This window comes from Enterobacter sp. SST3 (genome assembly GCF_000286655.1).
GTDB lineage: Bacteria > Pseudomonadota > Gammaproteobacteria > Enterobacterales > Enterobacteriaceae > Enterobacter > Enterobacter roggenkampii.
Map to the genome: position 1 here is coordinate 49,195 of NZ_ALNS01000030.1, position 24,307 is coordinate 73,501.

Sequence of the window (24,307 nt, forward strand, 5' to 3'; positions counted from 1 at the left end):
GTTTACTTTACAGAGCCTATGTTCAAGCTTACCGTTTGTTTATTGACCTGTAATTCTGCGCGTTTGCTGCGCGAGGTGATTCCTCCGCTGCTGACGGTGGCAGATGAAATTGTCGTTCTGGATTCCGGCAGTACGGATGCCACCCTTTCTATTTGCCGCGAGTACGGCCTCTCCCTTCATCATCACCCCTATGCTATGCATGGCGTGCAGATGAACCATGCGATCGATCTGGCGAGCAATGACTGGGTGCTATGTATGGATAGCGACGAGATCCTGGACGCGGAAACGGTCGACTTTATTCTGACCCTGAAAGCCGGGGATGAACCTTCCGCCGATCGCGCCTGGCGTATCGCCCGCTACTGGCACGTGCTGGGCGAGGAGGTGCGTACAATCTATCCTGTTTCCTCGCCTGATTTCCCGGTGCGGCTCTTCAATCGTACCCAGGCTCGCTTCAACCAACGACCCGTAGATGACAAAGTTGAAGGTAAGATTGTCGCCGTGAAAATGCCGGGGCGGGTGCGTCACGACACGTTTTATAACCTGCATGAAGTGTTCAATAAGCTTAACAGCTACACCACCCGGCTGGTGAAGTACCAGCCGGCTCGGCCTTCGATCGGACGCGGCATCATCAGCGCCATCGGGGCGTTCTTCAAATGGTATCTGTTCAGCGGAGCCTGGCGTCAGGGCAAGGTTGGGGTCGTGACGGGTCTGTATGCCACAGCCTACAGCTTTTTGAAATATTTCAAATCCTGGTATCAGCATCAGGAGAAAAAAGAGCCCGTTGCGAATGAGCAGACGGACTCTCAGATTGCGAAATAAGCGTCAGGCTTTCTTACCCCATCCCTGCCACTGCTGCTGGACGTATTTCACCAACGTACTGTTACTGATGCTGTCTCCGATGACGGAGAAGAAGCGGGTTGCGTAGACCGGTTCTAGCGGTTGCTTCGCTACGCAGCGCTTCACGCCGCGGAACGGATTACGCGGCGCCGTCGGGGTGGGCTGCGCAGAATTCGGCGTAGAGGTATCCACCTGCGGCTCATTCAGCAGATCGCTCGGGCGCACCAGCGTGATATCGGAAGGTAAGGTCGGCAGCATTTGCTGCAGGACGCGGACGGTAGATGGGTGGGGGTGACCGATGGCAATGGCCGAACCATTGCGGCGGGCCAGCTGTACCGCGCGATTAAACTGCACGCGAATATCGGCTTCGTTCTGGGTATCATCCAGGAACACCTTGCGCTTAATCACCTTTACGCCCGTTCCCTGAGCGGCGCGCATCGCCTGGCTGTTGCCGATGGTCATACTGTCGAGGAAGTAGAGATTGTAACGCTCCAGCGCCTGCATCACTTTGAGCATCCCGTACAGGCTCGACGTCATCGCGCTGCCCATATGGTTGTTCAGCCCTACGGCATACGGCACCTTGTTGTAGGCGTCGCGGATGATGCGCTCGATCTCCTCGCTGCTCATATCCGGGCGCAGGGTATCTTTTTCCAGCGGCTGCTTGCTGAGCGGGGCCATAGGCAGGTGGATGAGAACCTGATGCCCGCTGCTGTGGGCTTTGGTCGCCATCTCACGCGCGTGGGGGGCATTCGGCAGGACGGCAACGGAGATGGCCGACGGCATCGCCAGCACCTGGTTTTCATAATGTGGGCGATAACCGAAGTCATCAATCACGATAGCGAGCTTACCGGCGTATACCGGTGCAGCCAGCGCCAGCGCGCTGACGACGGAGAAAACGATTCGACGAAATTGAAGCAAAACTTATCTTCCCAACCACGGCTGTGGATTGACCGCCTGACCCTGACGACGAATTTCGAAATAGAGTGACGGGCGGCCCTGACCGCCACTGCTGCCCACAAGGGCGATGGGTTGGCCAGCGCGCACCTGCGTGCCGACGCTGACCAGCGCGCTCTGGTTGTAGCCGTAAAGACTCATGTCGCCTTTACCGTGCTCGACCACTACCACAAGCCCGTAACCCTGCAGCCAGTCGGCCAGAATCACGCGGCCATCGGCGATGGCTTTCACTTCGCTACCTTCAGACGCACCGATAACGATCCCTTTCCAACGTAGCTCACCCTGCAGCTGTTCGCCATAGCGATGCAGAATTGAACCGCGAACGGGCCAGAAAGCCTGACCGCGAGGAGAGCCGAGGCCGCCGGTACGCGACATCAGGGAACGTTCGCTTTCGCTTGGCTTGTAGGTGGTCCCTTTGCGGGACGCTTCCTGCTGCTTGTCACGAACGGCCTGCGCCTCGCGAGCCTCTTTTTCGGCGCGCGCTTTCGCTGCGGCTTCCGCACGGGCGATGCTGTTGCGCAGTTTGGATTCGTTGGCGCGCATTTCGCTCAGCTGGCTCTGACCTTCCTGAATCGAGGACTCGAGACCGGCCAGGGTTTTCTTACGCTCGTTGCGTGCCTGCTCAAGCTTTGCCTGCTGGGCCTGCTGATCGTAGAGCAGCGTCTGCTGCTGGCTCTGCTTCTCTTCCAGCTCGGCTTTTTGCGTGGAAACCTCTTCGCGCGTCTGCTTCAGCTGCGCGATCGTCTCCTGACGCGCCTGGTTCAGATAGCCAAAGTAGGCCTGCAGGCGCTGGCCGCGCTGGCTCTCTTCGCCGCTGAGGATCAGCTGGAGCCCGGTATGTTCACCCTGGCGGAATGCGGCATCAAGCTGTGCGGCAAGGTTGCGCTCCTGCGCATCGCGCTGGCGCTCCAGTTTGGCAATCGACGCGTTCATCTCGTCGATCTGCTTATTCAACTGGGCAAGGGTGTTTTGCGTTTCACGGAGTTTACGTGTGGCAGCGGAGATGGCCTCTTCCTGCTGCTTAAGCTGGGCGAGCAGGGCGGCGCGCTGTTGCTGCTGTTGGCGTACCGCACGCTCTTTGGCGGCGATATCGGCCTGAATGGATTTCAGCTGGTCGCGGTCATCCGCGTGGGCGGATGCGGCGCACAGCAATACGCCAGCGCTGAGTGCGCTGGCGTAAAACAGAGGTCTGACTGATAACCTAAGCGGCTTCACGACCCATGTGATTGAAAAAATCGCCTTTCCCCTCATGGGGAGCGATTATTCCACGATGAACAGCGGCTTACCAGTCATCTCTTCAGGGATCGGCATCCCCATCAGCGACAACATGGTTGGCGCGATGTCAGAAAGCTTGCCGCCTTCTACGGCTTTCACTGATTTATCACCCACATAAATCAGCGGAACCGGCAGGTTGGTGTGGGCGGTGTGCGCCTGTCCGGTCGCCGGGTCGCGCATCTGTTCAGCGTTACCGTGATCCGCGGTGATCAGCAGCTGGCCGCCAACGGATTCAACCGCTTTCGCCACCTGCTCAACGCAGTGGTCCAGCGCTTCAACCGCTTTCACTGCCGCTTCCATCACCCCGGTATGACCGACCATGTCGCCGTTCGGGTAGTTACAGATGATGGTGTCGTATTTGCCGCTCTCGATGGCCGCAACCAATTTTTCAGTCAATTCTGCAGAGCTCATTTCTGGCTGCAGATCGTAGGTGGCGACTTTCGGGGAGTTGATCAGAATACGTTCTTCGCCTTTGAACGGCTCTTCAACGCCACCGTTAAAGAAGAAGGTCACGTGCGCGTATTTTTCCGTTTCGGAAATACGCAGCTGCGTTTTGTCATTCTTCGCCATCCACTCACCGAAGGTGTTTGCCAGCGAGGCCGGTGGGTATGCGCACGGCGCTTTGATGTCTGCCGCGTATTCGGTCAGCTGGATGAAGTCGATGTTTACTACTTTCTTACGGGCAAAACCGTCGAAATCGCTGTTGACGAACGCACGGGTGATTTCGCGCGCGCGGTCAGCGCGGAAGTTCATGAAGATCAGCGCGTCGCCATCTTCCATGGCGGCATCGGCCTGGCCTTCGGCGCGAATCACGGACGCTTTCACGAATTCGTCGTTTTCATCGCGTGCATAAGCCGCTTCCAGCGCTTCAACGGCGGTCGCAAACTGGAATTCCCCTTTTGCCAGGGTCAGCAGGTCATAGGCCTGTTCAACGCGATCCCAGCGGTTGTCGCGGTCCATGGCGTAGTAACGACCAATGATGGAGGTCACGCGGCCTTTACCCAGCGCGGCGAATTTGTCTTCGAAGGCTTTCAGGGAGCCTTCCGCACTGCGTGGTGGCGTGTCGCGACCGTCCAGGAAGGCGTGCAGATAGATTTTTTCCGCACCGCGCTCAGCGGCCAGTTCAACCATTGCCATGATGTGATCTTCGTGGCTGTGAACGCCGCCAGCAGAGAGCAGACCCATGATGTGAACGGCCTTGCCAGCAGCAACGGCTTTATCAACCGCGCCACACAACGTTGGGTTGGAGAAGAAGGTGCGTTCTTTGATTTCAACGTCCAGACGCGTCAGGTCCTGATACACGATACGCCCGGCGCCCAGGTTAACATGACCGACTTCGGAGTTGCCCATCTGGCGGTCCGGCAGGCCCACTTCCAGGCCAGACGCGTCAATCAGCGTATGCGGACGTTTTGCCCACAGGGCATCCATGACCGGGGTTTTGGCGTTGAAAATAGCGTTATCCTGGCTGTCTTCACGGTAGCCATAGCCATCCAGAATCACCAGTACCATAGGTTTTTTAGAAACCGACATTGCGACAACCTCATGCTCAAGAGTCAAAATTTGCGTAATTTTACTACAGCTGAATCGATCAAATAGCCGCAGAAGATCAAAGAAAGCGCAGGGGCAAGGTACTCGCCAGACCATTTTGAGGCATTTTTTTAGGTGGCATGCCGCAGAAAATGGATTAGGTTAGGGTCGCTGGCTGTATTTGCCAGAACGCACAGGTATACTCCTGTCCTGGTTTTTTTAATCACTAAGTCGGGAGTAGTTACCCTCCATGCAAGAAATTATGCAATTCGTTAGCCGCCATCCGGTTCTGAGCATCGCGTGGATTGGCCTGCTGGCTGCTGTGCTGTTCACCACATTTAAGAGCCTGACGTCTAAGATTAAGGTTATCACCCGTGGTGAAGCGACGCGTCTGATTAACAAAGAAGATGCTGTCGTGGTCGATCTGCGTCAGCGTGACGATTTCCGCAAAGGGCATATTGCAGGTGCGATTAACCTGCTGCCTGCTGAAATCAAAGCGAACAACGTGGGCGAGCTTGAGAAGCATAAAGCCCAGCCGATTATCGTTGTTGACGGTACCGGCATGCAGGCGCAGGAATCCGCCAGCCTGCTACATAAAGCAGGCTTCGAAAACGTATCTGTGCTGAAAGAAGGCATTTCCGGCTGGAGCGGGGAAAATCTTCCTTTGGTACGCGGTAAATAAGGAGTTCAGTCATGGCCCATATTGAGATCTACACCAAAGCGACGTGCCCGTTCTGCCACCGTGCGAAAGCGCTGCTGAACAGCAAAGGCGTCACGTTCCAGGAACTGCCGATTGACGGTGACGCGATTAAACGCGAAGAGATGATCCAACGTAGTGGTCGTACGACGGTTCCACAGATTTTTATTGATGCGCAGCACATTGGCGGCTGTGATGACTTGTATGCGCTCGATGCCCGTGGTGGACTCGATCCGCTGCTGAGCTAAGAGACTTTAGGACAATTAAAAAGGGTATTTCCATGTCAGAACAAAGCAATAATGAAATGATTTTCCAGATCCAGCGCATCTACACCAAAGATGTCTCTTTTGAAGCGCCAAATGCGCCGCACGTTTTCCAGAAAGACTGGCAGCCAGAGGTTAAACTTGATCTGGATACCGCATCAACCCAACTGGCTGATGACGTGTATGAAGTCGTACTGCGTGTGACCGTGACCGCTTCTCTGGGCGAAGAGACTGCTTTCCTGTGTGAAGTACAGCAGGGCGGTATCTTCTCCATCGGCGGTATCGAAGGCAACCAGATGGCGCATTGCCTGGGTGCGTACTGCCCGAACATTCTGTTCCCGTATGCACGTGAATGCATCACCAGCCTGGTTTCTCGCGGTACATTCCCGCAACTGAACCTTGCGCCAGTTAACTTTGATGCGCTGTTCATGAACTATCTGCAGCAGCAGGCTGGCGAAGGTGCTGAACAACATCAGGATGCCTGATGAGCACTGTTAATGCGTCAATGACTGTGATCGGTGCCGGCTCATACGGCACCGCTCTTGCCATCACGCTGGCAAGAAATGGTCACGATGTGGTCCTGTGGGGCCACGACCCAAAACATATCGCGACGCTACAGCGCGACCGCTGTAACGTGGCGTTTCTCCCGGACGTTCCGTTCCCTGACACCCTGCACCTTGAAAGCGACCTTGCGACCGCGCTGGCGGCCAGCCGCAACATTCTGATTGTGGTTCCGAGCCATGTCTTTGGCGACGTGCTGCGTCAGATTAAGCCGCTGATGCGCCCGGATGCGCGCGTTGTCTGGGCGACGAAAGGACTGGAAGCCGAAACCGGACGCCTGCTGCAGGACGTTGCCCGCGAAGCGCTGGGTGATGCGATCCCGCTGGCGGTCATCTCCGGCCCGACCTTTGCCAAAGAGCTGGCCGCTGGCCTGCCGACGGCGATTTCACTGGCCTCCACCGATCGGGCCTTCTCCGACGATCTCCAGCAGTTGCTGCACTGCGGCAAGAGCTTCCGCGTTTACAGCAACCCCGATTTTATCGGCGTGCAGCTGGGCGGCGCGGTGAAGAACGTGATTGCGATTGGCGCCGGGATGTCCGACGGCATTGGTTTTGGTGCCAACGCCCGTACGGCGCTGATCACCCGCGGTCTGACCGAGATGTCCCGCCTGGGCGAAGCGCTGGGTGCCGATCCGGCCACCTTTATGGGGATGGCTGGCCTGGGCGATCTGGTGCTGACCTGTACCGACAACCAGTCTCGTAACCGCCGCTTTGGCATGATGCTCGGACAGGGCAGCGATGTGAAAGACGCGCAGGAGAAGATTGGCCAGGTGGTGGAAGGCTACCGCAATACCAAAGAAGTCCGCGAGTTGGCGCACCGTTTCGGTGTCGAAATGCCAATAACCGAGGAAATTTATCAGGTATTGTATTGCGGAAAAAATGCGCGCGAGGCAGCATTGACCTTATTAGGTCGTGCGCGCAAGGACGAGCGCAGCAGTAACTAGTCGGAACCGTTGTCACCTGAATGACCCAGCCAGCGCAGAACTGGCTGGTCATTAACTATCGTCTGGAGTAAGCAATGCCGTGTGAAGAACTGGATATCGTCTGGAATAACATTAAAGCCGAAGCCCGGGCGCTGGCCGACTGTGAGCCTATGCTGGCCAGTTTCTACCACGCAACGCTACTCAAGCACGAAAACCTCGGCAGCGCGCTGAGCTATATGCTCGCCAACAAGCTGGCGTCCTCGATCATGCCCGCGATTGCGATTCGTGAGGTGGTGGAAGAGGCTTACGCCGCTGACCCGGAAATGATCGCCTCTGCCGCCTGCGATATCCAGGCCGTGCGCACCCGTGACCCTGCCGTCGACAAATATTCTACGCCGCTGCTGTACCTGAAAGGCTTCCACGCCCTGCAGGCTTACCGCATCGGCCACTGGTTATGGAATGAAGGCCGCCGCGCGCTGGCTATTTTCCTGCAAAACCAGGTTTCCGTAACCTTCCAGGTGGATATTCACCCGGCCGCGAAGATTGGCCGCGGGATCATGCTCGACCATGCCACCGGCATTGTTGTCGGTGAAACGGCGGTCATTGAAGATGACGTCTCGATCCTGCAGTCGGTTACCCTGGGCGGTACCGGTAAAACCAGCGGCGATCGCCATCCGAAAATTCGTGAAGGGGTGATGATTGGCGCGGGTGCCAAAATCCTCGGCAATATCGAAGTCGGGCGCGGCGCGAAGATCGGCGCAGGCTCCGTGGTGCTCCAGCCGGTGCCGCCGCACACCACCGCCGCTGGCGTACCGGCGCGCATCGTCGGTAAGCCAGACAGCGATAAGCCGTCCATGGATATGGATCAGCACTTCAACGGCATTCACCATACCTTCGAGTATGGTGACGGCATTTAACTTCTGAGAATGGCGCCCGGATATCCCAGCTGGCGCCATGCTTCATACACCACCACCGACACCGCGTTCGACAGGTTCATGCTGCGGCTGTCCGGCATCATCGGAATACGGATTTTCTGCTCAGCGGGCAGGGCATCCAGGATCGTGGCCGGCAGGCCGCGGGTTTCCGGGCCAAACATCAGATAGTCACCTGCCTGATAGCTTACGGCGCTGTGCGCTGGCGTGCCTTTGGTGGTCAGGGCGAACATGCGCTCCGGCTGCTCTGCTTCCAGAAACGCGGCGTAATCGTGGTGGCGAATAACGGCGGTAAATTCATGATAATCCAGCCCTGCGCGACGCAGGCGTTTGTCGTCCCACGTAAAGCCCATCGGCTCAATAATGTGCAGACGAAAACCGGTGTTGGCACACAGGCGGATAATATTGCCGGTATTCGGCGGAATTTCTGGTTCGAATAAAACGATGTTAAGCATGCTGCCCCCTTAATTGCGGGGGCAGGATAGCAGAAAAGAGAGGAACTACGCGACGCCGGGTTCCTGCGAGCGGCTGTACAGCATTTTGTAGACGGTTGCCGCCGCGGCCAGCAGGGCGGGCACGCTGAGGATCATTAAAATACTGTCCGCCTGCCACTGCATGGAAAGAAGCTGGGCGCTGGTCATGGTTCCCGCCACGCCGCCAAAGCGGCCGATGCCCTGCATCCAGGCGATGCCCGTCGCGCGGCACTCGGTGGGATAAAAGGTGGCGGCCAGGGTCTGCATGCCCGACTGCGCACCGTTCATCGCGATCCCCATCAGGAAGATCAGCCCGCCAAACAGGGCGATATGGTTATGCTCAATGCCCAGTAACAGAATAAGGCCCATCGTCAGGATAAACCCGCCCGCGACCACCCTGTGCGCTTCCCAGCGGTCCATCATCCAGCCTGCGAGCAGAATGCCTGCGGTACCGCCGAAGGTGAACAGCGAAGTCAGCCATGCGGATTCCGCCAGCGCATAGCCCATCCCCTGCATCAGCGTCGGCATCCAGCTCAGCAGGACGTAGTAAATCACCAGCCCCATAAAATAGGTCACCCACAGCATCAGGGTGCCGGGTAGCCAGGGCATGGAAAACAGCTGCGACACGCTCCCTTTTTTCGACGCGACCTTCTCCTCCGCCAGGAAAAAGCCCGTGACGCCCTCCAGCGTGCTGCGCGAGAACCGGCTGGCGATACGGCGGACCTGCATGATGTCTTTCCCGCGCTGCACCAGAAACTTCACCGACTCCGGTAAAAGCAGCGCCAGCAGCAGCGTTAAAACCAGCGGCGCAATTGCGCCGGTCAGCAGCACGCTTCGCCAGCCGTGGTGGGGAATCAGCCAGGACGAGATCGCGCCGCCGCCCGCCGCACCCAGAGGGAAGCCGCAGTACATGGTATTGATCGCCATCGCGCGACAGCGCTGGGGGGCAAACTCGGAGATCAGCGTAATGGCGTTCGGCATGGCGGCACCGAGCCCCAGGCCGGTCAGGAAGCGCCACAGCGTCAGGGTATTCAGGCTTTGCGCCCAGGCCGTCCCCAGGCTCGCGAGGCCGAAGAACAGGCAGGAGAAGACCAGCACGCGCTTGCGTCCCATCCGGTCCGATACCGGACCGGCGATCAGCGCGCCCAACGACAGCCCCAGCAGCGCCGCGCTCAGCACCGGCCCCAGATCCTGCTTATGGATCCCCCATTCTGCCGACAGCGTGGGCGCGATGTAGCCCATTGCAGCCGTATCAAAGCCATCGATCGCCAGAACCAGAAAGCCCAGCACAATGAGCAGCCAGTGAAACCCTGAAAAGCGGCTGTCGTCGATCACCTGCTGAATATCCACCTTACCTGAATAGGTCATACGCTCCCCCTCTGATGTGATGTTGTTTTTGTGTTCTTGTCTTTGCTTGTCTATACAATTGCGGGCGACAGGTAGATGTCAAATTTTCTTATCCAATATGTTATCTGGATGTTATTTTTGGCATAAAAAAGCGCCCGAGGGGGAGATCGGACGCATGAGAAGAGATGTTAACGTGGGGTAATTCAGGCCGCGTTTCCCTGAGCAAGCGGAGCCAGCGCTGCCGGTAATTTGCTTAACTCCTGAACCAGAGAATCCCTGCTGATTTCGCTAATCGTTTTTGCACCGGTCAGCGTCATCGCTACCTTCATCTCTTTTTCGATCAGGTTAAGCAGATTCGCCACGCCCGCCTGGCCCGCCGTCGCCAGGGCGTACAGATACGCGCGCCCCAGCAGCACGCTGTCGGCACCCAGTGCAATCATGCGCACCACGTCCAGCCCGTTGCGGATCCCGCTGTCGGCCAGGATGGCAATATCGCCTTTCACCGCATCGGCAATGGCCGGCAGGGCGCGGGCGGAGGAGAGCACCCCGTCGAGCTGGCGGCCGCCGTGGTTAGAAACCACAATCCCGTCTGCGCCAAAGCGGACCGCATCGCGGGCATCTTCCGGGTCGAGGATCCCCTTGATCACCATCGGGCCATCCCAGAATTCGCGGATCCACTCCAGGTCTTTCCAGGAGATGGACGGATCGAAGTTGTTTGCCAGCCAGCCGATGTAATCCTCCAGCCCGGTGGGTTTACCCAGATACGCCGAGATATTCCCCAGATCGTGTGGACGACCGTTCAGGCCGACGTCCCACGCCCACTGTGGATGCGTTACCGCCTGCCAGTAACGACGGAGCGCAGCGTTCGGGCCGCTCATGCCGGAGTGGGCGTCACGATAGCGCGCGCCGGGGGTCGGCATATCAACGGTAAAGACCAGCGTGGAGCAGCCCGCCGCTTTGGCGCGCTCCAGCGCGTTACGCATAAAGCCGCGATCCCGCAGGACGTACAGCTGGAACCACATCGGGCGCTTGATGGTCGGGGCGACCTCTTCAATCGGGCAGACCGAGACGGTAGAGAGGGTAAACGGAATGCCTTTGGCATCCGCCGCGGCGGCGGCCTGCACTTCACCACGGCGGGCGTACATGCCGCATAAGCCGACAGGTGCGAGCGCGACCGGCATGGAGAGCGTTTCGTTGAACAGTTTCGTCTCAAGGCTGAGGTCAGACATATTCTTCAGCACGCGCTGGCGCAGCGCCACCTCCGACAGGTCTTCCACGTTGCGGCGCAGGGTGTATTCGGCATATGCCCCGCCGTCAATATAGTGGAACAGGAACGGGGGCAAAATGCGCTGCGCCGCGGCGCGATAGTCACTGGCTGCTGAAATAATCATGCTTTGTTCTCCCTGGAAATATCACTGTCGCCAGGCAGACGGGTAATACGCGCCTGTCGGGCCTGGTCTTCATCGAATCGTTTAATCGTGGTGTGCACGAAACCGAGATGCGCCATCATCGCTTTGCGTGCGGCCTCGGCATCACCGGCCAGAATGGCGTTGAGCACCGCCTCGTGTTGTTCGGTCAGCTGGGCAAACACCGGCGGAACCAGATACATCCGCTGGCGGCTCTGCTTCACGGAGGATTGCAGCAGGTCGAAGAACCCGCGCATGGTCTGGAGCAGCACCACGTTGTGCGACGCCTCGGCAATCGCCAGGTGAAAGCGCACGTCCGCCTGGGAGGCGATATCCGGGTCGCGGCTTTGCGTGGCCTCAAAGCAGGCGATGAGTTTCTCTTTATCGGCGTCGGTTGCCCGCATGGCCGCGTGCCAGGCGGTACTGGTTTCGATGGCGTGACGCGCTTCAAGGATGTCGAAGCTGTAGTCCGGGTCGTTCTCCATCAGCGTTTTCAGCGGCTGAACGATGTTTTGCTCGGACCAGTCGTCATGCTGCCAGCGTACAAAGGTGCCGCCGCCGCGACGGCTCACCAGCACCCCTTCGCTGACCAGCGTCGCCAGCGCCTCGCGCAGTGAGTTGCGCGACACGCCAAGCTGGGCGGCGAGCTGGCGTTCGGCGGGCAACTTCATGCCCGCTTCCAGCTGTTGTTCTTCAATCAGCGCCCGCACGCGAGAGGCAATCTCGTCGGACAGGCGTCTGGGCATCACTATCATGGGATCATCCAGGTTAAGACATAGGCCTGCAGGGTGGTGATCACCCCGACCATGCAGGTGAATATCAGGCTGTGTTTCACGGTAAAGCGGAACAGATCCGACTCTTTACCGACCAGTCCCACCGCCGCACAGGCAATGGCGATGGATTGTGGGGAGATCATTTTCCCGGTCACGCCGCCGGTGGTATTTGCGGCCACCAGCAGGACGTCCGACACGCCAATCTGCTGGGCCGCCGTGGCCTGCAGCGCGGCAAACAGGGCGTTAGACGAGGTATCGGAACCGGTCAGGAACACCCCCAGCCAGCCGAGGAACGGCGAGAAGAAGGTGAAGGCGTGGCTGGTATGGGCCAGCGCCAGTGCCAGCGTTGATGACAGGCCGGAGTAGTTCGAGATAAACGCGAACGCCAGCACCATGCCGATGGAGTAGATCGGCAGCATCAGCTCTTTAACGGTCGCCGCAAAGGTCTGTACCGCAGCCGCAGGCTTCATGCGCAGCCACACCACGGAAAGAATAGCGGCAAACAGGATGGCGGTCCCGGTGGCGGAGAACCAGTCGAATTTATAGACCGCGGCATACGGCGTGGCGGCGTGCACCACCGGCGGCATACGGGCGACCATCTTGTCGAGGAACGGCACCGAAACGTTAATGACCATGTCGTACAGCGCGCCGCCCGGGGCGAACAGGGCTTTAAACGGCGGGATGCTCCACAGCGTAACCGTGGCGGTCAGGAACAGGAACGGCGACCAGGCGCGGATCACCTGGCCTGCGGTGTAGCCGGTGCGGGCCAGCGTTTGATCGACCTGCGAAGCGCCCATGTCTGCGAAGCGGAAAATACGGACCGGCTGCCAGCGTTTCAGGAACAGCGTCAGGCAGACCAGCGACACCAGCGAAGAGATGATGTCCGGCAGCTCCGGGCCAAGGAAGTTCGAGCTGAGGTACTGGGCAATCGCGAACGAACCGCCCGCCACCATCACCGCAGGCCAGGTCTCCTTCACGCCGCGCCAGCCGTCCATAACCGCCATGATCCAGAAGAGGACGATAATGGTCAGGAACGGCAGCTGGCGGCCAACCATCTGGCCAATCTCAAAGCTGTCCAGACCGGTCACCTGGCCCGCGACCAGAATCGGAATACCCATCGCGCCAAACGCCACCGGCGCGGTGTTCACAATCAGGCACAGGCCCGCGGCATACAGCGGGTTAAAGCCCAGCCCCACCAGCAGCGCGGCGGTGATCGCCACCGGTGCGCCAAAGCCTGCCGCGCCTTCCAGAAACGCCCCAAAGGAGAAGCCGACAATCAGCATCTGCAGGCGCTGGTCCGGCGTGATGGAGAGAATCGACGAGCGGATGATGTCAAACTGCCCGGTTTTCACCGAGATTTTATAGACGAAGACCGCCGCGATGATGATCCACGCAATCGGCCACAGGCCGTAGAAGAAACCGTAGACGACGGAGGCCAACGCGCGATCGACCGGCATCTTGTAGAAGAACAGCGCCACCAGCAGGGCGATGGCGACGGTGTACGTCGCGGCAAGGTAGCCCTTCAGCTTGAGCTTAATCAGCGCAAAGAAGAAGAACAGGATCGGCAGCGATGCGATCAGGCTCGACAGCCAGATATTTCCGGCCGGGTCGTAGTTTTGTTGCCAGAGGCTCATGCAGGTCTCCTGGGGACCAGACAGCCTGCGCTGCGGGTGAGTCTCCGCTCATCTCTGCGTCACAGTCTGTGTAAAAGTGGTCCTGCCAATGTTGTGTTGTAGGGTTAATGACAATGAATGGTTAACCAGATGTTATGAGCTAGCAATGGTTTTGTGAGCGGAAATAATGGAATTGTGAACCGGGGGAGGATTGATTGCGCTATTGGTTGGACCAATTCACGCGAAGGGGAAAAGAGTAGGCCGGGTAAGCGCAGCGCCACCCGGCATGAAATCAAAACGCGGTCTTACAAAAGCCCGTCATCTCTTTCAGGCCCATTTCGCGGCCAAGCTCGGTCATCGGGTGAACCACCACCAGACCACGGACGCTTTTCTTCAGCTTGCCCATGTCGGCCTGCTCTTTTTTGGTGATCGCGCGGCGGTGCGGCATGTTCATCAGCTTCTGCGCTTCTTTGCTCAGCTTCTGGCCTTTGACCTCGCGCAGGCGCTCAATCTCCGCTTCCAGCTTTGCGGTCTCTTTTTCAAGCTCGGCATATTTCTCGGCGGAATCGACCAGCGACAGGCCCGCCATCTGATGACGGATGAGATCCAGGCGGTCGCTCAGGCGTTTAATTTCGTTCTTTTCGACTTCTTTCATGACAAATAACTCTGAAAACGGGGAATTTACAGGGAAGGATACACCAATGTGAGCAGGCTTACTTCTGAAACGCTTTTTTTAAGCTGATTCGGGAAATCAGCTCAGTCAGGGAAAGGACCATCGTAGAACGGACAACCTGTTGATAACGCAGCTTTTGCATCGCGTAGAGCTCCGGGTCGCTGTTATCAAACTGCGGTGCCGGAGGGAGCGCGGTGACGCAGTGCAGCTCGCCGAACGGCCCCAGGATCTCATCGTCGGTAAAGGTGTATTCGTTACCGTCATGGTTGAGCTCTTCGCGCAGCGCCATTAGCAGCTCCGCATCTTCATACTCTTGTCGGTTCAGCACGCCAAGACCATAAATCAGCTTCAGACGCACGGATAGATCGCCCAGCGGTCCGTCTCCGTCCAGTAACGGTTCTACAGCATATTTTACCGCGTAGTCGTCTTTGCGAAACACCTGAAGCACCAGGATATTCACCGCCTCGGTTAACAGCTCGACGGCGGCAATCAGGAAACTTCGTACGGTTTTGCCAGCATTCAGACGCTCAAGCACACGATTTTCAAAGGCCTGGGTTTGTTCCATTATTGCCTGCATATCTGACAATCTGTAATCAGGGCGCAGGATTACCTGCGCCGCATTCTGCATCATTTGGTTGCGTTGTATGCGTTAACCGCCTCCACAACCACGTCGCTGTTGGCGTCCAGACCGGAAATCTGCGCCAGCGCAGCCTGCGCGCCCTGGGTATCAATCAGCTGAGCCAGTTCCTGCGCCTGTGGATCCTGCTCGCTGCGGTAGTGCATCGCGGCGGCAATTCCTTTCACCAGGTTGGCGTGCGGCAGACCGTATTCCAGCGTGCCCAGCAGCGGCTTAATCAGGCGGTCGCCCGCGCTCAGCTTACGCAGCGGCTGGCGGCCCACGCGCTCAACGTCATCTTTCAGATACGGGTTTTCAAAGCGACCGAGGATTTTCTGGATGTATGCTGCGTGTTTCTCACCATCAAAACCGTAGCGTTTGATCAGCACCGCGCCGCTCTCTTCCATTGCCCCTTTTACCACCGCGCGGATCTTCTCATCGAGGATCGCATCACGAATGGTCTGATGACCGGCCAATTTTCCGAGGTACGCGGTTATAGCATGCCCGGTGTTCAGCGTGAAGAGTTTGCGTTCGACAAATGCCATCAGGTTATCGGTTAATTCCATTCCCGGAATAGTAGGCAAGTCGCCTTTAAACTGGGTTTTATCAACGATCCACTCGCTGAAGGTTTCCACGGTCACTTCCAGCGGGTCGTTGGTGGCAGATTCTGACGGCGGAACGATGCGGTCCACGGCGGAATCCACAAACCCTACGTGCGCTTCCACCCAGGCTTTGTCTTCATCTGCCACAGCGTTGAGAACGTGGCCTTTCAACTGCGTGGTGCCGCGCACCATGTTTTCACAGGCGATGATGTTCAGCGGGGTGTCGATACCCTGCGCTTTACGTTTTGCCAGGCCTTTCGCGACCGCAGGGGCGATGCGCTCAAGCACAACCGGGCCCACGGCGGTGGTGACCAGATCGACGCTGGCGATAAGGTCAATAACGTCGTCGCCGATGCTGCTGACCGCGTTGACGCCAGATACTGTCTCAACCTGCTCGTTTTCGCCCACCACATGGACCTGATAGCTATGACGGGCATTCAGGGCATCCAGGACGACCTGATTCACATCGGCGAATGTCAGGGTAATGCCCGCGTCTGCCAGCAGTTTACCGATAAAACCACGACCGATATTACCTGCGCCAAAATGTAATGCTTTCATAGTGTTAACCTTCATCAATGTTTTTACCCGAGAGGGCTGGGGTGAGGAACGTTTTCCCCTCACCCTAGCCCTCTCCCCGGGGGGAGAGGGAGGAGTACCGTTATTTGTTAAGCAGAGCCAGAACTTCTTCAACACTGGTGGTGTTCGCCAGACGCTCAATAACCGTTTCATCATCCAGCGCGTTGGTCAGGCTGGTAATCACCTGAATGTGCTCGTTGTTGCGAGCGGCGATACCAATTACCAGACGGGCGATGTCATCTTCTTCTTCACCGAAGCGCACGCCCTGCGGGTACTGACAGAATACGACGCCGGTTTTCAGGACGCGATCTTTCGCTTCAACCGTACCGTGCGGCACCGCGATGGATTCGCCCAGATAGGTTGGCGTCAGTTTTTCGCGTTCCAGCATCGCGTCGACATATTCAGGCTGAACGTAGCCGCCTTTCACCAGCTGCTCACCGGCAAAGCGAATCGCGTCTTCTTTGGTGGCCGCGGTACGACCGAGGAAGATGTTTTCCGCACCCAGCTTAAACAGGTGGGTGTTGCTCTCGTCAAAACTGTCCTGCAGGCTGGAGCGCACTTTCACTTCGTTGTCTTCGTGACGCTGCGCGGCAACCAGACGTTCGGTCAGGCTGGTGTACAGGCCGCTGTCGAGGAAGTTGGTCAGCGAAATGTGCTGTGCCTGCGGCACCTGGCGCATGGCGCGTTCGGTCAGATCGCGGTGCGTGATCACCAGGTCAACATCCGGCGGCAGGCTGTTAATGGCGCTGTTGGTCACGGAGATGTTGGTCAGGCCTGCATCCTGCACTTTCTTACGCAGCACGCCTGCACCCATTGCGCTGGAACCCATACCGGCGTCGCAGGCAACGATGATTTTACGCACGTGGCTCAGGTCGTTAGAAACATCACCTGCTGCCAGTGGCGTTGCGCCTTTGGATTCGGCTTTCATGTCGTGCATACGACGGGTTGCGGCTTCGATGTCATCATCTTCTTTCACCTTGCTGGTTTTCAGCAGGATAGAAGAGACCACGAAGGAGACGGCCATTGCCGCAAAGATAGCTGCGAGGTTCGCGAAATAAGCGCCTTTTGGCGTCATCGCCAGTACCGCCAGGATAGAACCCGGAGAGGCCGGAGAAACCAGACCGCCGCCCAGCACGCTCAGCGTGAACACGCCGGTCATACCGCCGAGGATAACGGCCAGGATCAGACGTGGGTTCATCAGCACGTATGGGAAGTAAATTTCGTGGATACCGCCCAGGAAGTGGATGATCGCCGCACCGCCAGCAGACTGTTTTGCGCTGCCACGGCCAAAGAAGATGTACGCCAGCAGTACGCCCATACCCGGACCCGGGTTGGCTTCAATCAGGAAGAAGATGGACTTGCCGAGATCGTGTGACTGCTGAATACCCAGCGGCGAGAAGATACCGTGGTTGATGGCGTTGTTAAGGAACAGGATTTTCGCCGGTTCAACGAAGATCGACGCCAGCGGCAGCATCTCATGCGCCACCATGAAGTTTACGCCTGCCGCCAGAACTTTAGACAGCACTTCAACCGCAGGGCCAATGCCGAGGAACGCCAGAATGGCGAGGATCATCCCGATGATGCCCGCAGAGAAGTTGTTCACCAGCATTTCGAAGCCGGATTTGATCTTACCATCAACCCAGACGTCGAATTTCTTAATCGCCCAACCGCCCAGAGGACCGGCAATCATCGCACCGAGGAACATCGGCATATCCGCACCGACGATAACACCCATGGTTGTGATGGCACCCACGACGCCACCACGGTCACCGCCCACCAGACGACCCCCGGTGAAACCGATGAGCAGCGGCAGGAGATAGGTAATCATTGGGCCAACAAGTTTCGCCAGCGTTTCGTTAGGCAACCACCCTGTCGGAATGAACAATGCAGTGATGATACCCCACGCGATAAACGCGCCGATATTTGGCATCACCATGTTGCTGAGGAAACGACCAAAGCTTTGAACTTTGATCTTGAAATCGGATGACATAAAACACCCCTTCTTCTGTTTACGCTTAGGCTTATGGCCCGAGGTTTATTGTTAATGAGGCGGCAGAGGTAGCCGGGCCCTGTTCTGATGCTGTGAAATCTGGCACTGAATCGTTCAACTGTCCAGACAGGGAAAATTTATGTGATGCGTGTCACGTAAAGGCAGGGGGTAGGGATGTCAATGAAGTGATCTCAATCACAAAATAAGTGGGCAAAAAAAATACGATGGCGAGAAAAAAAGCAAAATCCACCCCTTTGTGTGATTACCGTCACGTTTTGTCATGACGAGTTTGTTTCTGGATTGTGACTGATTTCACAAAATATTTTTATGCAGATTTCTCCGGCTGTGATCGGCGGCAAACTCTGCTTCGCGTTTCAGCGCCAGGATGATATGGCACGACACGATAAGCTAAAAAACCACTTTTGATGTGTGGTATGGCGAAAAGTTAAAAGGTGGATTACGCTCATATTGTAAGGTTAAGTCTATTATTATTCAGGATATATTTTGACACGCTTATAAACTTGCATGGAGATATTATAAAAACTCATACTCCCCGGCTCGGAAATAGTAAGCACATCCCCGTGTTTATAAAAAAATTAATTAGGTTGCGTACCGTTTTATTAATTTAATGAGTTGACGTTGTTTAAGTGAGGAGAATATGTTTCTCAACTATTTTGCGCTGGGCGTATTGATTTTTGTATTTCTGGTTCTCTTTTACGGAATCATCGCCATCCATGATATTCCTTATAATATGGCCAAAAAGCGTAACCATCCGCATGCCGATGCCATTCATACGGCAGGCTGGATTAGCCTGTTTACACTCCATGCCATCTGGCCATTCCTGTGGATTTGGGCCACGCTGTACCGCGAAGATCGCGGCTGGGGCATGCAAAACCACATCACAAAGCCTGATGAAGTTCCGGGCATGGATGCGCTGGCCAAACGCGTGGCGGAACTCGAACAAAAGCTGGCTGCAGTACAGCCCACTGCTGATAAGAACACGCTGGAGCGCTAATCATGGATCTGTTGATTATTTTGACCTACGTGGCATTTGCCTGGGCCATTTTTAAAATATTCCGTATTCCGGTCAACCAGTGGACGCTTGCCACCGCAACATTAGGCGGCGTATTTATTGTTGCCGGACTTATTCTGTTAATGAACTATAACCATCCGTATACCTTTACGGCGCAAAAAGCGGTTATTTCTATTCCAATCACGCCGCAGGTGACCGGTGTGGTCAGTGAAGTCACGGATAAAAATAACCAGCTAATTAAAAAAGGCGAAGTGTTATTTAAACTGGATCCAGGCCGCTATCAGGCGCGGGTCGACAGACTTCAGGCCGACCTGGTGACCGCGACGCACAATATCGATAATCTGAAGGCGCAGCTGGCGGAAGCCGTTGCCAATACCACGCGCGTCTCCGCTGAACGCGATCGCCTCTATAAAGATTATCAGCGCTACCTGAAAGGCAGCCAGGCGAAGGTGAATCCGTTCTCTGAAAGCGATATCGACAACGCGCGGCAGAACTATCTGGCACAGGATGCGCTGGTGAAAGGCTCCGTGGCTGAACAGGTGCAGATCCAAAGCCAGTTAGACAGCATGGTGAACGGCGAGCAGTCACAGATTGCTTCGTTACGTGCCCAGCTTGCCGAAGCCAAATATAACCTGGACCAGACCGTAGTGCGTGCGCCGAGCGATGGTTACATCACCCAGGTGCTGATCCGTCCGGGGACCTATGCCGCCGCGCTGCCTCTGCGTCCGGTGATGGTCTTCATTCCTGAACAGAAGCGTCAGATTGTGGCCCAGTTCCGCCAGAACTCGCTGCTGCGTCTGAAACCGGGCGATGAAGCGGAAGTGGTGTTTAACGCCCTGCCGGGCCAGGTATTCTCCGGGAAGCTCACCGCAATTCTGCCGGTGGTGCCGGGGGGAACCTATCAGGCGCAGGGTGCGCTCCAGTCTCTGACGGTCACGCCGGGCACGGATGGCGTGCAGGCCATCATCGAGCTGAGCCCTGACGCTGAAGTCGATGCCCTGCCGGACGGTATCTATGCCCAGGTGGCGGTCTATTCGGACCACTTCGCTCACGTCTCGGTCATGCGTAAAGTACTGCTGCGTATGACCAGCTGGATGCACTACCTCTACCTCGATCACTAATCCTTCAGGGCAGGAATGCGACATGCAGACCTGCCCTTTTTTCATCGCTTGATCCATACTGACTTTTTTCCGGCATTAAGGATCAGGCAATGAAACTCATCGGCAGCTACACCAGTCCCTTCGTGCGAAAAATCTCGATTCTCCTGCTGGAGAAGGGGATTGAATTTGAATTTGTGAATGAACAGCCTTACAACGCGGAAAACGGCGTTGCGCAGTACAACCCGCTGGGAAAAGTCCCGGCGCTGGTCACGGACGAGGGCGAGTACTGGTTCGATTCCCCAATTATTGCCGAGTACATTGAGCTGCTGGGCGTTGCCCCGGCTATGCTGCCTGCTGACCCAAAAGCGGCGCTGGCGGTGAAGCAGGTCGAAGCCCTGGCCGACGGTATTATGGATGCGGCATTAACCTCCGTACGGGAACAGGCAAGGCCCGCTGCCCAGCAGTCGGAAACGGAACTGTTACGCCAGCGGGAAAAAATCAGCCGCAGCCTGGACAGGTGTGAACAGCTTATCCGGGAGGGAAAGATCGACACCGACAGCCTGAACCTGGGGACCATCGCCATCGCCTGCGCGATTGGTTATCTCAACTTCCGCCACGTCTCCCCGGGCTGGTGCGTCGACCGTCCGCTGCTGGTGAAGCTTGCAGACACGCTGTTTAGCCGCGAGAGCTTTGCCCGTACCGAACCACCAAAGGCTTGACGCGGGTTATAACACTTCGCCGTCGGAGGCGGTACAATCCCCCCCACATGTTAACTCCCTCTCCCGTCGGGAGGGGGGAAGATATTTACTCGCCAGGCGCCTTCATGACTACTCATCATTCGCTGTACAGCCAGATCCCCGCTACCGACCGTCTTCTTCGCGAACCCCGCATTCATGCTGTTGCTGAGCGTTTCGGCCATACCGCGACGGTGGAAATGTTACGCCTGCTTCAGGACGAAGCCCGATGCGCGATTCAGGCAGAAAACGCCTTGCCCGCCTGGTGTAGCGCGTGGGAGCAGGAAGTTGAACAGCGGCTGGATGAGAAGGCGCAAAGCGCATTACGCCCGGTGATAAACCTGACCGGAACCGTGCTGCATACCAACCTGGGGCGCGCGCAGCAGGCGGAAGAGGCCGTTGCCGCGGTCGTGCAGGCCATGCAAGCGCCCGTAACGCTGGAGTACGATCTGGACGGCGCCGGACGCGGGCACCGCGACCGCGCGCTGGCGGAGCTGCTGTGCCAGCTGACCGGCGCGGAAGATGCCTGCATTGTGAATAATAACGCGGCGGCGGTGCTGCTGATGCTGGCGGCGACCGCCAGCGGCAGAGAGGTGGTGGTGTCCCGCGGCGAGCTCGTGGAAATTGGCGGGGCATTTCGTATTCCTGACGTGATGCGCCAGGCGGGCTGTACGCTGCATGAGGTGGGTACCACTAACCGTACCCATGCGAAAGACTATCGCGCGGCGGTGAATGAAAATACCGCCCTGCTGATGAAGGTTCACACCAGCAATTACCATATTGAAGGCTTCACCAAAACGGTTGAAGAGGCGGAGCTGGCGGCGATTGGGCGCGAACTGAATATACCGGTGATTGCCGATCTCGGCAGCGGCTCGCTGGTGGATCTGAGCCTGTACGGGCTGCCAAAAGAGCCGATGCCGCAAGAGATGATTGCGGCGGGCGTTAGCCTGGTCAGCTTTTCCGGCGACAAACTGCTGGGCGGGCCGCAGGCCGGGATTATCGTGGGCAAGCGCGAGCTGATTGCGCAGCTGCAGCAGCATCCGCTCAAGCGCGCCCTGCGCGCCGATAAAATGACGCTTGCCGCGCTGGAGGCGACGCTGCGGCTCTATCTCCATCCGGAAAAACTGGCTGAGCGCCTGCCCACGCTGCGCCTGTTAAGCCGCGATGCCGCCTCGATTCGCGCCCAGGCCGAATTACTGCTGCCGCGCGTCGCTCCTCACTACCCCGATTTTGACGTTCGCATTGAGTCCTGCCAGTCGCAGATTGGCAGCGGTTCGCTGCCGGTGGACAGGCTGCCGAGTGAGGCGCTGACGTTCACGCCGCGTGACGGGCGCGGTAGCCATCTTGACGCCCTGTCGTCACGCTGGCGTGGCCTGCCGACGCCGGTTATCGGGCGGATTTACGACGGCCGAATGTGGCTGGATCTGCGCTGCCTTGAAGATGAAGAGCGATTTCTGGAGATGTTGTTGAAATGATTATTGCCACCGCCGGTCACGTTGACCACGGAAAAACCACGTTACTGCAGGCGATTACCGGCGTAAACGCCGACCGCCTGCCGGAAGAGAAAAAGCGCGGCATGACCATCGATCTGGGCTATGCCTACTGGCCCCAGCCTGATGGCCGCGTGCTGGGCTTTATTGATGTGCCGGGGCATGAAAAGTTTCTGTCTAACATGCTGGCGGGCGTGGGCGGCATCGATCATGCCCTGCTGGTGGTGGCCTGCGATGACGGCGTGATGGCGCAAACCCGCGAGCACCTGGCGATCCTGCAGTTGACCGGCAACCCGCAGCTGACCGTGGCGCTGACCAAAGCCGATCGCGTGGATGACGCGCGCGTCAGCGAGGTGCGCGAAACGGTCCAGGCGACCTTACGGGAGTATGGCTTTGCCGACGCATCGCTTTTTGTCACCGTGGCGACAGAAGGGCGTGGAATCGACGAACTTCGCCACCATTTGCAGCACCTTTCATCACGCGCTCACGCCAGCCATCACCGCTTTCGTCTGGCGATCGACCGGGCCTTTACGGTAAAAGGTGCGGGGCTGGTCGTAACCGGCACCGCGCTGAGCGGTGAAGTCAGCGTGGGAGATACCCTCTGGCTGACGGGCGTGAATAAACCGATGCGCGTGCGCGGACTGCACGCACAAAACCAGCCCGCTGACCGTGCCCACGCCGGACAACGTATCGCGCTGAACATTGCCGGGGATGCGGAAAAAGAGCAGCTGAACCGCGGAGACTGGCTGCTGGCCGATGCTCCGCCGGAACCGTCTGAACGCGTGATTGTCTCCCTGCAGACACACATACCGTTGACCCAATGGCAGCCGCTGCATATTCACCACGCGGCCAGCCATATCACCGGGCGCGTGTCGCTGCTGGAAAACGACCTTGCCGAGCTGGTATTCGATTCGCCGCTCTGGCTGGCAGACAACGATCGTCTGGTACTGCGTGACATTTCTGCAAGGGAAACGCTGGCGGGGGCGCGCGTGGTGGAGCTTAACCCACCTCGACGCGGCAAGCGTAAGCCGGAATATCTGCAGTGGCTGGCCGCGCTGGCGCAGGCCAAAGAGGATAACGCCGCGCTGCGGGTGCACCTCGATCGCGGGGCGGTGAGTCTGCGTGATTTTGCATGGGCACGCCAGCTGAGCGGGGAAGGCTTACGCCAGCTGACCCAGGAGCCGGGCTTTATACAGGCCGGAGACAGCCTGCTCAATGCCCCGGTTGCTGCGCAATGGCAGCGTAAGATACTGAACACGCTTGCGACTTACCACGAACAGCATCAGGACGAGCCAGGCCCGGGCCGTGAGCGTCTGCGACGCATGGCGCTGCCGATGGAAGACGATGCGCTGGTGCTGCTGCTGATCGAAAACATGCGCGAAAGCGGGGTGATTAAAAGCCACCACGGCTGGCTGCACCTGCCGGATCACAAGGCCGGGTTCACCGCAGATCAGGAGGCGATATGGCAAAAAGTAGCCCCGCTGTTTGGCGATGAGCCGTGGTGGGTTCGGGATCTGGCTCGCGAAACCAACACCGACGAGCAGGTGATGCGCCAGGTGTTGCGCCATGCGGCGCAGCAGGGGCTAATCGTCGCGATCGTGAAAGATCGTTACTACCGTAACGATCGCATCGTGGCGTTTGCCAACCTGATCCGCGAGCTGGATCAGGCGCGCGGCTCGACCTGCGCAGCGGATTTCCGCGATCGGCTGAACGTGGGCCGTAAGCTGGCGATCCAGATCCTGGAGTATTTCAACCGCATCGGCTTTACCCGCCGTCGCGGTAACGATCATCTGTTGCGCGATTCGTTATTATTTCCTGAAACTCCGTGACCTCCGTCGTAAACACCGTTACCGGTTGGCGAGAAAATCGCCAGCCGGAACTACCCTTGTTGTACACCAACAGCAAGGAGACGG

The 24,307-nt window shown here is 57.7% G+C and carries 23 protein-coding genes; 11 read left to right on the forward strand and 12 right to left on the reverse strand.

The window, feature by feature from the left end; translation table 11 throughout:
- The first annotated feature begins 18 nt into the window (after nucleotides 1–18).
- Nucleotides 19–819, forward strand: coding sequence for a glycosyltransferase family 2 protein (locus B498_RS04390; protein WP_008502710.1), 801 nt, complete (start codon nucleotides 19–21; stop codon nucleotides 817–819).
- A 3-nt stretch (nucleotides 820–822) separates the two neighbouring features.
- On the opposite strand, the gene B498_RS04385 is transcribed toward B498_RS04390, so the two are convergent.
- The 3 genes from B498_RS04385 to gpmM are packed head-to-tail and all read right to left on the reverse strand — an operon-like array spanning nucleotide 823 to nucleotide 4,596.
- Nucleotides 823–1,755, reverse strand: coding sequence for a divergent polysaccharide deacetylase family protein (locus tag B498_RS04385; protein ID WP_008502711.1), 933 nt, complete (start codon nucleotides 1,753–1,755; stop codon nucleotides 823–825).
- Between the two features lie 3 nt (nucleotides 1,756–1,758).
- Entirely contained in the window at nucleotides 1,759–3,018 is a 1,260-nt protein-coding gene (gene envC, locus B498_RS04380; protein WP_025910576.1) for a murein hydrolase activator EnvC, read from the reverse strand.
- Nucleotides 3,019–3,051: 33 nt separating this feature from the next.
- Nucleotides 3,052–4,596 (reverse strand): 2,3-bisphosphoglycerate-independent phosphoglycerate mutase, encoded by a 1,545-nt coding sequence (gpmM, locus tag B498_RS04375; RefSeq protein ID WP_008502713.1) that lies wholly within the window; start codon nucleotides 4,594–4,596, stop codon nucleotides 3,052–3,054.
- Between the two features lie 247 nt (nucleotides 4,597–4,843).
- Here gpmM and B498_RS04370 point away from each other — a divergent pair, with 247 nt between their 5' ends.
- From B498_RS04370 to cysE, 5 genes are all read left to right on the forward strand, one after another.
- Nucleotides 4,844–5,275 carry a rhodanese-like domain-containing protein gene (locus B498_RS04370; RefSeq protein ID WP_008502714.1) on the forward strand — a complete coding sequence of 144 codons (432 nt, stop codon included), beginning with the start codon at nucleotides 4,844–4,846 and terminating at the stop codon, nucleotides 5,273–5,275.
- 11 nt (nucleotides 5,276–5,286) lie between these two features.
- Entirely contained in the window at nucleotides 5,287–5,538 is a 252-nt protein-coding gene (gene grxC, locus B498_RS04365; RefSeq protein ID WP_008502715.1) for a glutaredoxin 3, read from the forward strand.
- 32 nt (nucleotides 5,539–5,570) lie between these two features.
- Entirely contained in the window at nucleotides 5,571–6,038 is a 468-nt protein-coding gene (gene secB / locus B498_RS04360; protein WP_008502716.1) for a protein-export chaperone SecB, read from the forward strand.
- The gene (gene gpsA, locus B498_RS04355) at nucleotides 6,038–7,057 is read left to right on the forward strand and encodes an NAD(P)H-dependent glycerol-3-phosphate dehydrogenase (RefSeq protein ID WP_008502717.1); all 1,020 of its coding nucleotides are present in this window, start codon (nucleotides 6,038–6,040) and stop codon (nucleotides 7,055–7,057) included. The genes secB and gpsA overlap by 1 nt, the downstream gene beginning before the upstream one ends.
- A gap of 74 nt (nucleotides 7,058–7,131) precedes the next feature.
- On the forward strand, nucleotides 7,132–7,953 hold the full coding sequence (gene cysE, locus B498_RS04350; RefSeq protein WP_008502718.1) for a serine O-acetyltransferase: 822 nt from the start codon (nucleotides 7,132–7,134) through the stop codon (nucleotides 7,951–7,953).
- On the opposite strand, the gene trmL is transcribed toward cysE, so the two are convergent.
- The 9 genes from trmL to B498_RS04305 all read right to left on the reverse strand — a co-directional run bounded on the left by trmL (nucleotide 7,950) and on the right by B498_RS04305 (nucleotide 18,037).
- Nucleotides 7,950–8,423: a tRNA (uridine(34)/cytosine(34)/5-carboxymethylaminomethyluridine(34)-2'-O)-methyltransferase TrmL gene (trmL, locus tag B498_RS04345; RefSeq protein WP_008502719.1), complete on the reverse strand. Its 474-nt coding sequence runs from the start codon at nucleotides 8,421–8,423 to the stop codon at nucleotides 7,950–7,952. The two genes, cysE and trmL, sit on opposite strands and share 4 nt — an antisense overlap.
- 45 nt (nucleotides 8,424–8,468) lie before the next feature.
- Nucleotides 8,469–9,809 carry an MFS transporter gene (locus B498_RS04340; RefSeq protein WP_008502720.1) on the reverse strand — a complete coding sequence of 447 codons (1,341 nt, stop codon included), beginning with the start codon at nucleotides 9,807–9,809 and terminating at the stop codon, nucleotides 8,469–8,471.
- Nucleotides 9,810–9,991: 182 nt separating this feature from the next.
- Nucleotides 9,992–11,179 (reverse strand): quinone-dependent L-lactate dehydrogenase, encoded by a 1,188-nt coding sequence (lldD, locus tag B498_RS04335; RefSeq protein WP_008502721.1) that lies wholly within the window; start codon nucleotides 11,177–11,179, stop codon nucleotides 9,992–9,994.
- A complete protein-coding gene (gene lldR, locus B498_RS04330; protein ID WP_008502722.1) occupies nucleotides 11,176–11,949 on the reverse strand; it encodes a transcriptional regulator LldR in 774 nt (257 codons plus the stop codon). The genes lldD and lldR overlap by 4 nt, the downstream gene beginning before the upstream one ends.
- Nucleotides 11,946–13,601 (reverse strand): L-lactate permease, encoded by a 1,656-nt coding sequence (lldP, locus tag B498_RS04325; RefSeq protein ID WP_008502723.1) that lies wholly within the window; start codon nucleotides 13,599–13,601, stop codon nucleotides 11,946–11,948. The genes lldR and lldP overlap by 4 nt, the downstream gene beginning before the upstream one ends.
- 271 nt (nucleotides 13,602–13,872) lie before the next feature.
- Nucleotides 13,873–14,235, reverse strand: coding sequence for a YibL family ribosome-associated protein (locus tag B498_RS04320; RefSeq protein WP_008502724.1), 363 nt, complete (start codon nucleotides 14,233–14,235; stop codon nucleotides 13,873–13,875).
- A 58-nt stretch (nucleotides 14,236–14,293) separates the two neighbouring features.
- The gene (mtlR, locus tag B498_RS04315; RefSeq protein WP_008502725.1) at nucleotides 14,294–14,884 is read right to left on the reverse strand and encodes a mannitol operon repressor MtlR; all 591 of its coding nucleotides are present in this window, start codon (nucleotides 14,882–14,884) and stop codon (nucleotides 14,294–14,296) included.
- The gene (mtlD, locus tag B498_RS04310; protein WP_084831953.1) at nucleotides 14,881–16,044 is read right to left on the reverse strand and encodes a mannitol-1-phosphate 5-dehydrogenase; all 1,164 of its coding nucleotides are present in this window, start codon (nucleotides 16,042–16,044) and stop codon (nucleotides 14,881–14,883) included. Before mtlD ends, mtlR begins: the two co-directional genes overlap by 4 nt.
- Nucleotides 16,045–16,129: 85 nt before the next feature.
- The gene (locus B498_RS04305; protein WP_008502728.1) at nucleotides 16,130–18,037 is read right to left on the reverse strand and encodes a PTS mannitol transporter subunit IICBA; all 1,908 of its coding nucleotides are present in this window, start codon (nucleotides 18,035–18,037) and stop codon (nucleotides 16,130–16,132) included.
- A gap of 658 nt (nucleotides 18,038–18,695) precedes the next feature.
- Between B498_RS04305 and B498_RS04300 the strand changes: the two genes are divergently transcribed.
- From B498_RS04300 to selB, 5 genes are all read left to right on the forward strand, one after another.
- Nucleotides 18,696–19,052, forward strand: a complete 357-nt coding sequence (locus B498_RS04300) for a DUF3302 domain-containing protein (protein WP_008502729.1) — start codon at nucleotides 18,696–18,698, stop codon at nucleotides 19,050–19,052.
- Nucleotides 19,053–19,054: 2 nt separating this feature from the next.
- The gene (locus B498_RS04295; RefSeq protein WP_008502730.1) at nucleotides 19,055–20,191 is read left to right on the forward strand and encodes an HlyD family secretion protein; all 1,137 of its coding nucleotides are present in this window, start codon (nucleotides 19,055–19,057) and stop codon (nucleotides 20,189–20,191) included.
- A gap of 89 nt (nucleotides 20,192–20,280) precedes the next feature.
- Nucleotides 20,281–20,889 carry a glutathione S-transferase gene (locus B498_RS04290; RefSeq protein ID WP_008502731.1) on the forward strand — a complete coding sequence of 203 codons (609 nt, stop codon included), beginning with the start codon at nucleotides 20,281–20,283 and terminating at the stop codon, nucleotides 20,887–20,889.
- A gap of 104 nt (nucleotides 20,890–20,993) precedes the next feature.
- Nucleotides 20,994–22,379 carry an L-seryl-tRNA(Sec) selenium transferase gene (selA, locus tag B498_RS04285; RefSeq protein WP_008502732.1) on the forward strand — a complete coding sequence of 462 codons (1,386 nt, stop codon included), beginning with the start codon at nucleotides 20,994–20,996 and terminating at the stop codon, nucleotides 22,377–22,379.
- Nucleotides 22,376–24,223, forward strand: coding sequence for a selenocysteine-specific translation elongation factor (selB, locus tag B498_RS04280; RefSeq protein WP_008502733.1), 1,848 nt, complete (start codon nucleotides 22,376–22,378; stop codon nucleotides 24,221–24,223). Before selA ends, selB begins: the two co-directional genes overlap by 4 nt.
- The last annotated feature ends 84 nt before the right edge of the window (nucleotides 24,224–24,307 follow it).